Origin of the sequence: Streptomyces mesophilus (genome assembly GCF_040300965.1) — a bacterium.
Classification (GTDB): Bacteria; Actinomycetota; Actinomycetes; order Streptomycetales; family Streptomycetaceae; genus Streptomyces; species Streptomyces mesophilus_A.
On the sequence record NZ_JBEPEW010000203.1, the window covers coordinates 1 to 11,678 of the forward strand.

Annotated in this window: 12 protein-coding genes; 8 read left to right on the forward strand and 4 right to left on the reverse strand. The window is 71.4% G+C overall.

What is annotated here, in order from left to right:
- The 6 genes from ABT367_RS38020 to ABT367_RS38045 form a co-directional block, all read left to right on the forward strand.
- The coding region (locus ABT367_RS38020) for an ATP-binding protein (RefSeq protein ID WP_352258115.1) at nt 1–2,548 on the forward strand (2,548 nt) is incomplete at its 5' end.
- Between the two features lie 2 nt (nt 2,549–2,550).
- Nucleotides 2,551–3,042, forward strand: coding sequence for a roadblock/LC7 domain-containing protein (locus tag ABT367_RS38025; protein ID WP_352258117.1), 492 nt, complete (start codon nt 2,551–2,553; stop codon nt 3,040–3,042).
- Nucleotides 3,039–3,449 carry a DUF742 domain-containing protein gene (locus ABT367_RS38030; RefSeq protein WP_352258119.1) on the forward strand — a complete coding sequence of 137 codons (411 nt, stop codon included), beginning with the start codon at nt 3,039–3,041 and terminating at the stop codon, nt 3,447–3,449. Before ABT367_RS38025 ends, ABT367_RS38030 begins: the two co-directional genes overlap by 4 nt.
- On the forward strand, nt 3,430–4,068 hold the full coding sequence (locus ABT367_RS38035) for a GTP-binding protein (RefSeq protein WP_352258121.1): 639 nt from the start codon (nt 3,430–3,432) through the stop codon (nt 4,066–4,068). The genes ABT367_RS38030 and ABT367_RS38035 overlap by 20 nt, the downstream gene beginning before the upstream one ends.
- 31 nt (nt 4,069–4,099) lie before the next feature.
- Nucleotides 4,100–5,335, forward strand: coding sequence for a styrene monooxygenase/indole monooxygenase family protein (locus tag ABT367_RS38040; RefSeq protein WP_352258123.1), 1,236 nt, complete (start codon nt 4,100–4,102; stop codon nt 5,333–5,335).
- A 56-nt stretch (nt 5,336–5,391) separates the two neighbouring features.
- Complete coding sequence (locus ABT367_RS38045; RefSeq protein ID WP_352258125.1) at nt 5,392–5,964, forward strand: hypothetical protein; 573 nt, start codon at nt 5,392–5,394, stop codon at nt 5,962–5,964.
- Here ABT367_RS38045 and ABT367_RS38050 read toward each other — a convergent pair.
- The 4 genes from ABT367_RS38050 to ABT367_RS38065 form a co-directional block, all read right to left on the reverse strand.
- The gene (locus ABT367_RS38050; protein WP_352258126.1) at nt 5,949–7,127 is read right to left on the reverse strand and encodes a C40 family peptidase; all 1,179 of its coding nucleotides are present in this window, start codon (nt 7,125–7,127) and stop codon (nt 5,949–5,951) included. The genes ABT367_RS38045 and ABT367_RS38050 overlap by 16 nt on opposite strands.
- A gap of 102 nt (nt 7,128–7,229) precedes the next feature.
- On the reverse strand, nt 7,230–7,547 hold the full coding sequence (locus tag ABT367_RS38055; RefSeq protein ID WP_352258127.1) for a hypothetical protein: 318 nt from the start codon (nt 7,545–7,547) through the stop codon (nt 7,230–7,232).
- 52 nt (nt 7,548–7,599) lie between these two features.
- Nucleotides 7,600–8,346: a TetR/AcrR family transcriptional regulator gene (locus tag ABT367_RS38060; RefSeq protein ID WP_352258129.1), complete on the reverse strand. Its 747-nt coding sequence runs from the start codon at nt 8,344–8,346 to the stop codon at nt 7,600–7,602.
- Between the two features lie 49 nt (nt 8,347–8,395).
- Nucleotides 8,396–9,334 (reverse strand): AurF N-oxygenase family protein, encoded by a 939-nt coding sequence (locus ABT367_RS38065; RefSeq protein WP_352258131.1) that lies wholly within the window; start codon nt 9,332–9,334, stop codon nt 8,396–8,398.
- 191 nt (nt 9,335–9,525) lie between these two features.
- On the opposite strand from ABT367_RS38065, the gene ABT367_RS38070 reads away from it, so the two are divergent.
- Both ABT367_RS38070 and ABT367_RS38075 read left to right on the forward strand, forming a co-directional pair.
- Nucleotides 9,526–10,632 carry a ferritin-like domain-containing protein gene (locus ABT367_RS38070; protein ID WP_352258133.1) on the forward strand — a complete coding sequence of 369 codons (1,107 nt, stop codon included), beginning with the start codon at nt 9,526–9,528 and terminating at the stop codon, nt 10,630–10,632.
- 52 nt (nt 10,633–10,684) lie between these two features.
- Nucleotides 10,685–11,599: an ADP-ribosylglycohydrolase family protein gene (locus ABT367_RS38075; RefSeq protein WP_352258135.1), complete on the forward strand. Its 915-nt coding sequence runs from the start codon at nt 10,685–10,687 to the stop codon at nt 11,597–11,599.
- Nucleotides 11,600–11,678 lie beyond the last annotated feature (79 nt).

Sequence of the window (11,678 nt, forward strand, 5' to 3'; positions counted from 1 at the left end):
CGACCGCCGCCGTGACGCGCTCACCGCCGCGGCGTACCAGGCCCGGCTCGGCGAACAGGCGGCGCTCGACGCGTTCGCCGCCGGCGCCCCCGCGGACCAGCGCGCCAAACTGCGCACCACCGTCACGGGCCCCGACGTCGCCACCGCCGACCGCTACCTCGCCCGCCTCACCGACCGGCCGACGCTCAGCGGCGACGAACTCGCGTACAACAGCGAGAAGATCGCCACCACGCTCACGGCCCGCGTCGACCAGCTGCGCAGCGTCGAGAACACCCTGGCCACCGACCGCATCGAGCAGCTGACGAAGCTCCGCGACGAGGACGTCACCGCACTCGAACTGCGGATCGCCCTGGTCGGCGCGCTCGCGCTGCTCGCCCTCGGCGTCTGCGTCGCCGTGGCCCGCACCCTCACCCAGCCCCTCGCGGTCCTGCGCCTTGGCACCGCCCGGCTCGAGAAGGGCCCGGGGTCCGAGGAGCCGGTGCGCTACACCGGGCGCAACGACGAGTTCGCCGCGGTCGTACGGTCCGTCAACGCGCTGTACGAGCACACCGCCAAGCTGCACGCACGGGTCGGCGTCCTGGAGGAGGACCGCAAGCACCTGGTCGGCGAACGCGAGAAGCTGGCCTGCGAGCGGGTCGGGCTCCGCAAGGAACTGGCCGCCGCGCGCGATGAGTTGCAGCGCGCCGAGGACAGCGTGCAGAGCACGTTCGTGAACCTGGCGCTGCGCACCCTCGGCCTCGTCGAGCGGCAGCTCGCCGTGATCGAGGGCCTGGAGGAGCGCGAGGAGGACCCCGAGCGCCTCGCCACGCTCTTCAAGCTGGACCACTTCGCCACGGTGATGCGCCGCCACAGCGAGAACCTCCTGGTCCTCGCGGGCGCCGAGCACAAGCACGCCGACCCGGGCCCGGTCCCGCTGGTCGATGTCGTACGGGCCGCGGTCAGCGAGATCGAACGCTATGAGCGGGTCCGTATCGCGTCCCTGCCGCCGCACGCCCACCTCGCCGGTTTCGCCGCCGACGACCTGAGCCACCTCCTGGCCGAACTCCTGGAGAACGCCACGTCGTTCTCGCCGCCCGACGCGGCGGTCGAGGTCTCCGGCTGGCTCCTGGAGAGCGGCGAGGTGATGCTCTCCGTCCAGGACGAGGGCATCGGCCTCACGCCCGAGCGCCTCCTGGCCGTCAACACCCGCCTTGCGGACTTCGACCCCGCCACCTTGCACACCGGCTCCGCCGACGGCGACGAGGGCCTGGGCCTCGGCCTGTACGTCGTGGCCCGGCTCGCCGCCCGGCACGGGGTGCGGGTCCAGCTGCGCGAGCAGAAGAACGGCGGGGTCGCCGCCGTCGCCGTCCTGCCCAAGCAGATCCTCGCGGCCGCCCCGGCCGCGGTGGTCACCCCCGGGGTGTCCTTCCCGGGCGCGCCGCCGGAGCTCCATCTGGCGGGGGCGGAGGCGGAGGCCAACTCCAATGAACTGGCGGGCCGTTCACGGTCGGTCCCCGCCGGAGCCGCCGACGCTTCCGAGGCGGTCGCATCGGGTGCCGGGGGCTCTACGGGTGCGGCTGATGAGGTCGTACGGGATGCAGGGGCCGATTCTGTACGAGGACCGGAGCTCGATTCCGTACGGGATCCAGAGCTCGATTCCGCACGAGAAGCGGAGACCGATTCCGTACGGGATGCGGAGACCGACTCCGTACGAGAAGCAGGCCCCGTAGCCGAACAGCGCGAGCCGGAGCCCGATCCCGAGCCGGAGCCGGAGCCGGAGCCGGAGCCCGAGCCGGAGCCGGACCCGTCCCCGTACCTGGAAGCGGAGCCGGCATTCGGCGGCGAGGACCTCGTGGCGGCGGCGTTCGGCGAGCGCGAGCCGCTGGGCGCAGGGGAGGCCCTCGACACCGGGAGGCCGTCGGACGAGCCCGAGCCCCTCGAGGCGACCGGGCCCGAGACCACCCTCGAACTCACCCTTCCCACACCCGAGTTGGACACCCCGCACCTCCTGCGCCCGACCCGGATCGAGGCCGTCCCCGACGACCACGCGCACGAGCGCGCCGAGGACGAGACCCCGCGCAGGGAGACCGAGGACGAGACCCCGAGCAGGGAAGCCGAGGAAGAGCCCCCGCGCACGGAGGCGCAGCCGGCACCCCGCGCCCCCAAGTGGGAGCGCGTCACCGACAAGGGGCTGCCCAAGCGCACCCCCAAGGTGACCGCGCCCGCTCCCGGGACCCAGGCCGCGCCCGCGCGCCCCAAGGGTGTGGACGCCGAGGCTCTGCGCCGCAGGCTCGCCGGTTTCCGCCAGGGCGCGGAGACCGGCCGCCGGGACGTCGAGGCCGAACTCGCGGACGGTCCGGAGACTCAGGACGGACCGGCAGCCCCGGGCGTCCCGCACCAGTCCGAAGCGCCACGAGCCGAAGCGCTGCGAGCCGAAGCGCCGCGTACCGACGCTCCCCGTACGGAAGCGCCGCGGACCCAAGCCCCACGGACCCAAGCACCACCCCAGACGGACCCGCAGCAAGAGACCACGGAACCGGGGGACTCACTCAAGGAGGCCCGCAGTTGACGGTGTCCAGCAAGCCCGGCGTGCCCGGTACCAGCGCGAGCACCGAGGCCCGCAACCTGCACTGGCTGCTGACGAACCTGGTGGACGAGGTCCCCGGCCTGCTCTCGGTCGCGGTGGTCTCCTCGGACGGACTGCTGCTGCTGTCCTCCGACCCCGGGCACGACGTTGACTCCGCGCCGGCCCCCACGGGCCCCCGCGGCTCCAGCGCCGACCTGGCCACCGTCGTCTCCGGCCTCGGCAGCCTCACCATCGGCGCGGCCCGCCTCATGGAGGCGGGCGGTGTGAAGCAGACCATGGTCGCGATGGACGAGGGCAGCCTCTTCGTGATGTCGATCAGCGACGGTTCGCTGCTCGGGGTGCACGCCACACCCGACTGCGACATGAGCGTGGTGGCGTATCACATGGCGCTGTTCGTGGGCCGCGCCGGACATGTCCTGACGCCCGAACTCCGCAGCGAGCTACGGCAGTCGAGGGAGAGGAGCCGGGTCCAGTGAGCACCGCGAAACTACCGGTGCGCGGTGCGGACCGCAGGCCCGCCCGGGTGCGCCCGTACTCGCTGACCGGCGGCCGCACCCGCTTCGGGCACGTCCTGCTCGTGGAGACCTTCGTCGCCGCGGTCCCCGCCCTGGAGGGCGGCCCGGACAACCGGCCGGAGCTCCCGCAGGGCAGCCTGCACACGAAGGTGATGCCGGAGCTGCGGGCCATCGTCGAGATCTGCCGCAGGATGCGTACGGTCGCTGAGATCGCCGCGCTGCTGAAGATGCCGCTCGGTGTGGTGCGCGTGCTGCTCAGCGACCTCGCCGACCAGGGAAGGATCCGGGTGTACGGGACCGGCCACGGCCCCGGGCAGCCCGACCGCGCACTGCTTGAAAGGGTGCTGAGTGGACTCCGTCGCCTCTGAGGCGCTCATAACCGCCGAGCCGTTCCCGGACACGGAAGAGGGCGCACAGGCCTGGCAGTTGGACCGAACGCGCGCACCCGTGGCCACGAAGATCGTGGTGGCCGGCGGCTTCGGCGTGGGCAAGACGACCCTGGTCGGATCGGTCTCGGAGATCACTCCGCTGCAGACCGAGGCCCTGATGACCCAGGCGAGCGCCGAGTCCGACGACCTGAGCGCGACCCCGGAGAAACTGACCACGACCGTGGCCATGGACTTCGGCCGGATCACGCTCGACGACGACCTGGTGCTCTACCTCTTCGGTACGCCGGGACAGCAGCGTTTCTGGTTCATGTGGGACGACCTGGTGCGCGGCGCGATCGGCGCCGTCGTCCTCGCCGACACCCGGCGCCTGGACGAGTGCTTCCCCGCGCTGGACTACTTCGAGAGCTGCGGTCTGCCGTACGTGGTGGCCGTCAACCACTTCGAGGGGACCGAGGAGTTCGCGGCCGCCGATGTGCGCGAGGCGCTGACCGTGCCCGAGCACATCCCGGTCCTGATCATGGACGCGCGGCGCCGCATCCCGGTGGTCGAGACCCTGCTCGCCCTGGTCGGCCACGCGCTCGACCTGACACCTGCCTAACCTCCGTACCGCTTCTGGGAGTTGCCCGCGTATGAGAAAGATCCTGATAGTCGGAGCCGGCCAGTCCGGCCTCCAGCTCGCCCTCGGTCTGCAGGCCGAGGGGTACGAGGTCACCCTGATGTCCAACCGCACGGCGGACGAGATCCGGGCCGGCCGGGTCATGTCCACGCAGTGCATGTTCCACACGGCGCTGCAGCACGAGCGCGACCTCCAGATCAACTTCTGGGAGTCCCAGGCGCCGCGCATCGAGGGCCTCGGCGTCTCGGTCGCCGGGCCCGAGTCCCAGCGCTTGATCGACTGGGTCGGGAAGCTCGACGGATACGCGCAGTCGGTCGACCAGCGCGTGAAGTTCGCCGGCTGGATGGAGACCTTCGCGCAGCGCGGCGGCCAGCTGGTCATCCACGGTGCGGCCGTCTCCGACCTCGACTACTTCTCCCGTACGTACGACCTGGTCCTGGTCGCGGCGGGCAAGGGCGAACTGGTCTCGATGTTCGGCCGCGACGCCGCCCGCTCGCCGTACGCCGAGCCGCAGCGTGCCCTGGCCGTCTCCTACGTCCACGGCCTCGGCACCCGCCCCGAGCACCCGGACTTCGACGCGGTCCGCTGCAACCTCGTCCCCGGCGTCGGCGAGCTCTTCGTCATGCCCACCCTGACCACCTCGGGCCGCGCGGACATCCTCTTCTGGGAGGGCATCCCCGGCGGCCCGCTCGACGTCTTCCAGGGTGTCAAGGACCCCTCCGAGCACCTGGCGCTCACCTTGGAGCTGATGGAGCGCTTCACGCCCTGGGAGTACGCCCGGGCGACGAAGGTCGAACTGACCGACGCCAACGGCACCTTGTCCGGCCGCTACGCCCCCACCGTCCGCAACCCCATCGGCCGGCTGCCCGGCGGCGGCCTGGTCCTCGGCGTCGCGGACGTGGTCGTGGCCAACGACCCGATCACGGGCCAGGGCTCCAACTCGGCCTCGAAGTGTGCGGATGCGTACCTCTCCTCGATCATCGAGCACGGGGACCGGCCGTTCGACGAGACCTGGATGCAGTCCACCTTCGACCGCTACTGGTCCACGGCCCAGCACGTCACGAAGTGGACCAACGCGATGCTGTCCCCGCCGCCGGAGCACGTCCTCAACCTGATCGGCGCGGCAGGCGACCTCCAGCCGGTCGCCAACCGCTTCGCGAACGGCTTCAACGACCCCGCGGACTTCGAGGAGTTCTTCTACGAGCCGGAGAAGGCGGGGGCGTATCTGTCCTCGGTCGCAGGGGGTTGACCTGCGTCAGCGCTGAGCTGTATCCGTACCCCTCTGGGGATCAGGGGGGTACGGGGATGTCGCGGAAGACGTATGTCACGAAGGACCTGGTGCGCTACGTGCCGATGCGTCGGAGGCTGTGCGTGGCGGCGCTTGCTGCGACGGCGGTGATCGAGCTGATCGCCTTCGCGACGGCGGACGACTTCGGGTTCGAGGGCACGGGCCGCCTGGCCCAAGTGGCCCTCGCCGTGGGCCTGCCCGCTCTGTTCGCCTTCGTGGAGGTGGCCGGCTGGAAACGTCAGGTGTGCGCGTTCGCGGACGCGGCCCAGATCGTTCCGATTCCGGCGCTGCTCGGCCGGGAGGGCGAACAGCGCCGGCTGCTGCGCAAGACGTCACTGTTCGGGGTGGGTGTGGGCGTGACGTTCTCGCAGGCGCTCGCCATCCAGGCCGACTGGCCGATAGCCGCCCTGGGCTGCCTGGCCGGACTGCTGGTCACACTGGTGAGTACGGAACGGGTCCGCGCGTGGGAGCGCCGCAACGACGTTCACCTGTGGGTTTTTCCCCCCACGGTCAGCTGGGGGCGGGCCGACAAGAAGGGGTACTACTCGACCCCGGCAGCCAACCCAGCCATCAGTCAGGGCGCCCGATAGCCCGTGCGCGCCGCCGCCTCCGGATCCGGCCGCACCACCCCCAGTACCGGCCGCCCGCCGACCGGCCCGACCGCCACGCGCGCGCCCGGACGCGGCGCGTCCACCACCTTGCCGGCGCCGATGTACAAAGCCACGTGCACCGCGTCCGGGCCGTACACCACCACGTCCCCCGGCCGAACGGACCGCAGCGGGACCTTCCGCAGGGAGGACCACTGATCGCGTCCCGTACGCGGAATCCGTACCCCCGCCCGCTCCCACGCCGCCGACGTGAGCCCGGACGCGTCGAACGCCCTGGGGCCCCGAGCCCCCGAGGCGTACGGCTTTCCCACCTGGGCCAGAGCCCACCGCACCGCCGCCGCCCCGCCTCGGGAAGGCGCCGCCGAAGCGCCCGGGCCCGGCAGCGCACCGGACGCCAGGAACGCCGCCTGGGCCGAAGCCGCCCCCGACTGCTCCAGCTTCCGCACCTCGGCGATCTGCTGCGCACTCACCGAAGCAAGGAGTTTCTCCACGGCCTTGAGCTTGGTGACCACCGCGTCCCGCTGCTTCTCCTGCCGCCCCGCCAGGACCTGCTGCTTGTCCAGCGCCTGCCGCGCGGCCCTCGCGAGACGGTCGGCCTGCTGCTCGCCGGCCGTCAGGCGGCCCAGCGTCTCCACCCGCTCGCGCGCAAGGCGTCCGATCACATGCTTCTGGTCGAGCGCCGTCTGCGGGTCGGGTGCGAGCAGCAGCCGTACGTACCCGTCGAAGCCGCTTCTGCCCTGGTACTGCTGGCGCGCGAGCCGTCCCGCCGCAATGCGGCTGTCGCTCAACGCGAGCCGGGCGCGCGAGAGTTCGTCGTTCCGCTTCTTCGTCTCGGCCGTCTGCTTCTTCAGCTGTTCGGCCGTCGCGTTGTACGTCTCGGTCGCCTGCTCCGCCGACCGGTACAGCTTCTGCATCTCGGTGAGCAGCCCGGCCACGGTCTTCTCGCCCGGCGCCACGGCATCCGCGCTCGGGAACGGGGAGGCGAACAGGGAAGCGCCCGGCTCCGCGGACGGTGGAGCACTCGGCTCCGCAGCAGCCGACTCGCCCGGCTCCGGAGCCGACCGGGCGGCCCCGCCCGCCGGCACCACCACACCGGCCGCGACCACCGCCGCCGCACACACCAGTCGCAGCACTCTGCCTGACACGTCATCACCTCCGGCCCCGGGGCGCCGACCACCCCAGGAGGAGCATGCGTTGTCGGCAGGCTGAAAAGCCTACAACTGGGCGGTATGGGGCATGCCGCTCACTCATTCAGCGGGACCGGCTCCGGGGTCCGCTCCTGGACCCGCTCCTGGACCCGCCCCTTGCCCCGGCTTGGACCACGGCCACTTCAGACGCCCTGTCTCCGCGTTCCCGCCCGCGTCGTACTCGTACCGCCACAGCTGCCGCACCCCGCGCCGTCCCGCCGCCACCCGCCGGTAGACCACGGTCGTGGCGGGGGAGTCGTCCGTGGCCGGGACCGGGATCTTGTACAGCTTGGGCGGATGGCCGGTCGGGCCCGTGAGGACGTCGAGGGTGCGGCCGTCCATCGGGCCGCCGAAGAAGGAGATCGGGTCGCGGTTCACCAGGCCAGTGTCACAGTTCGCGCACCGGGACGCCGATTCGCGGGAGGCCGGCTCACAGCAGGTGGGCCGCGTCGCTCACCAGGGGCAGCACCCTGCGGGCGAGCGAGCCCGCCGGACCGTCCGCGGTTTCCATGGCGAGGGCCGAGCGCAGCACCGTGGCCGTCTGCTCGTCTGAGGCCGCGGTCGCGGTCAGCAGGGCGAGGAACTGATCGAGCAGCCAGTCCCGCAGCTCTCCGGCCGGGGGCTGCTTGTCCTCGTCCAGCCAGATGAGCGAGGCCGCTTCGACTGCGGAGATCCATGTCCGTACGAGCAGGTGCAGACGCGGACTCGGTGCGGTGACCGGCATATGCGCCAGGATGCTGGCCGCGGCGGTGCGCCGGACCTCGTCGACTATCGCGGTCGTACGGGAGGTGCAGACGACGCTGCCGCCCTGCAGCAGCGCCGAGAAGCCCGTGTCATGGGAGTCGACGAAGGCGAGATAGCGGTCGAGTGCCCGGCCGAGGCGCTCGGTGAGCGGTCCCGTGGACGGCTCGTCGAAGCACTGCTCCAGCTCATCGGCCGCGGAGCGCAGCGCCGCCTCGTACAACTGCTGCTTGCCGCCCGGGAAGTAGCGGTAGACGAGCGGCCGCGAGACCCCGGCGGCCTCGGCGACATCGTCGAGCGAGACCTCCTCCGGGGCCCGGTGCGCGAACAGCCCGAGCGCCGCTTCGAGCAGCTGGCTGCGGCGCTCCTCGACGCTCAGGCGCCGGTACGCGGGAGCCGGGGAGGAGGCAGCGAGGGGAGCGGACGCCGGGGACATGACCGAAGCGTAATCCGCCCGCGTCCGCCGTACCCCTGTGCGGTTCACCTCAGGCCAGCAGACCGGAGCTCTTCCACAGCCGGCGCCCGGGGCCCTGGAGGACCCCGATGTCGTCGAGGAAGTCGGTCAGCCGCTTGGCGCCCGTCTGCATCACCTCGCGCCGGTGCCCGCTCGCCTTGACCTGCGCGAGGGCTTCGCGGCGGTCGAGGCCGACGTCCGTGTAGACCTGCGGGTTCACGAACGCGATCGAGAACACCTTGGCCGCCTCGCCGGAGCTGAGCCGGGTCAACTCCCGCTCCCAGCGCGGCGCGGTCACCATCTGGCGCCGCAACTCCTCGCGGGCGTAGCGCACATGGCGGGCCTCCTCGACCACATGGATCCGCGTCACTCCCCGCACGATCGTCTGCACCCGCTCGTCCGGGAAGGTCAGCCGCTGCATCCAGTCGAGGATCTCCTCGCCGAGCAGCGTGCAGGCGAAGGAACCGGGCGTGGTGGAGACGGTCTTGAGGACGCGCGCCAGATTGTGGTTGATCTTGCTGACGGGGTACACCTTCGCCCCGCCCTTCTTGATCATGCGTGCGAACATCATCGAGTGCCGGCACTCGTCCGCGATCTCGGTGAGGGCGTAGCGCACATGGGCGCTGTCCATCGGCTTGTCGTAGATGTGGCGCACGAGCAGCTGCATCAGGATGATCTCGAACCAGATGCCGAGCGACGCGAGCGAAGCCGCCTCGTAGCGCGCCAGTTCCATCCGCTGCTCCTCGGACATCCGCTTCCACAGCGGGGTGTCGTAGAGCGAGACGAGCTCCGGCGGCCAGAACCACTTGCCTTCCTCGAGCGGAGCGTCCCAGTCCAGCTCCTTGTCCGGGTCGAAGGAGTGCTTGGCGGAAGACTCGAGGAGCCGCTCGGCGACGTGTTCGCGGTCCTTGAGCAGGCCGAGCGCGTCCCTGAGGGCGTGGCTCGTGCCCGCTTCCGTCATGGTCGTCATGGCGGTTGCCACCTCGTGACTCGGTTACCGGGGGTCACCACTTATGAGACTGCTTGTCAGCAAGGCCGTCAATCCCCTGCGCGCGACTTGTTGACCGCGCGTCTACCACCGTGTGAATCTGCCAACTATCCGGTCCTGCAAGGCGAGTCGGGGTCCGCCCGGACCCTGTCCGCGAGGCGAAGGAGCCGCCCGTGTCGACGTACGACCGCTATATCCAGCCCCCCGCGGAGCCCATCTGGCAGATCCCCGCGACGGGCGCGGCCCGCTTCAACTGGGAGTACGACGACGGGCGTGAACGCCTGCTCGCGCTCTACCAGAAGGGCAAGGACAAGCAGTGGGACGGCGCCAAGCGCATCGACTGGGACATCGAGGTGGACCCGTACGACCCGCTCGGCACCCCGGACGAATCCCTGTCCCTGTACGGCACCCGCCACTGGGCGAAGCTGACCGAACGCGACAAGGGGGAGCTGCGGCAGCACTTCGCCTCCTGGCAGTTCAGCCAGTTCCTGCACGGTGAACAGGGCGCGATGATCTGCGCGGCCCGCATCGTCGAATCCGTCCCCGACCTGGACGCGAAGTTCTACTCGGCGACGCAGACCATGGACGAGGCCCGGCACGCGGAGATCTTCGGCCGCTTCCTGCACGACAAGGTGGGCATGGCCTACCCGATCAACGACAACCTCCAGTCCCTGCTCGGCGACACCCTGCGCGACTCGCGCTGGGACATGCCGTACCTGGGCATGCAGGTCCTCATCGAGGGCCTGGCGCTCGCGGCCTTCGGCATGATCCGCGACACGACCGACAAGCCGCTGCCGCAGCAGATCCTCGCGTACGTGATGCAGGACGAGGCCCGGCACGTGGCCTTCGGGCGGATGGCGCTGCGCGACTACTACAAGCAGCTCACGGACGCGGAACTGCGCGAACGCGAGGAATTCGTCATCGAGGGCTGCTACTTGATGCGCGACCGGCTGCGCGGTGTGGAGGTCCTGGAGAACTTCGGCATCCCGAAGGCGGAGGCCGAGGAGTACAGCGAGCAGTCCGAATTCCTGGCCCTGTTCCGCCAGTTGCTCTTCTCCCGCATCGTCCCGTGCGTCCGCGACATCGGCCTGTGGGGCAAACGCCTCCAGGAGGCGTACGTGGACATGGGCGTCTTCGAGATGGGCAACCAGAATCTGGACCAGCTCATGGCGCAGGACGAGGAAATCGCGGAGAAGCTCGACGCGGAACGCTTCGCCGCCGAGGAGGCGGCCCGGGTGGAGGAGGTGGGCGAGGCGATCGTGCAGGGGGCCGAGAGCTGACCCCCGGGGAAACTCGCTGCCCTCCGCGGCCCCCGCCGGGCATCATCGCCCCATGACGACGTCCGAGCACGCACCCGCACCGCATCGCGCCGCCGCCCGCCGCAGCCTCGAAGCCCTCGCGCTCGGGGATGCGTTCGGCGAGCGGTGGTTCCCGCTGTTCCGGGAGCCCAAGGACGCCTACGAGCAGATACGGGCCCGGCGGATGCCCCAGGAGCCGGACTGGCACTGGACCGACGACACCGCCATGGCGCTCGGCATCCAGCGGGTCCTCGACCAGTACGGCGAGATCCGGCAGCAGGAGCTCGCCGAGTCCTTCGCGCTGATCTACGACGCCGACCCGGCGCGCGGCTACGGGTACGGGATGCACCAGCTCCTGCCGCAGGTGCTGACCGAGCCGGCCGAGTGGCGCCGGTTGGGCGGTGAGCTCTTCGAAGGGCAGGGCTCGCTCGGCAACGGTGCGGCCATGCGCGTCGCCCCGCTCGGCGCCTGGTTCGCGCACGACCTCCAACGCGTCGCCCAACAGGCCGAGTTGTCCGCCCAGGTCACCCATGCCCACCCGGACGGCAGCGCGGGCGCCGTGGCCGTCGCGGTGGCAGCCGCCCTGTCCGTACGCGGTGAGCTGGACCTCCGTACGGTTGCCGAGGCCACTCCCGCGGGCCCGGTGCGGGACGGACTCGAACGGGCCGCGGACCTGCCGTTCACGACGGAACCGTGGCGGGCCGCCGACCTCCTCGGCAACGGACAGCGCATACGCGCCGACGACACCGTCCCCTTCGCGCTCTGGTCCGCCGCCCGCCACCCCGACGACCTGGTGTCCGCGCTGTGGACCACGGCCGAGGGCTTCGGCGACGTCGACACGACCTGTGCGATCACCGGGGGTGTGGTGGGCGCCCGCACCGGCATCGACGCGGTCCCGGCCGCATGGCTCGAGCGACGCGAACCGGTGCCGGGCGGCCCTGCGGCGTGAGGCCTAGCGCCTGCCTCGCGCGCCCGGCCACCCCTCCTGCCGCTGCGGCCACTCCTCCTGCCGCTGGGGCCACTCCTCC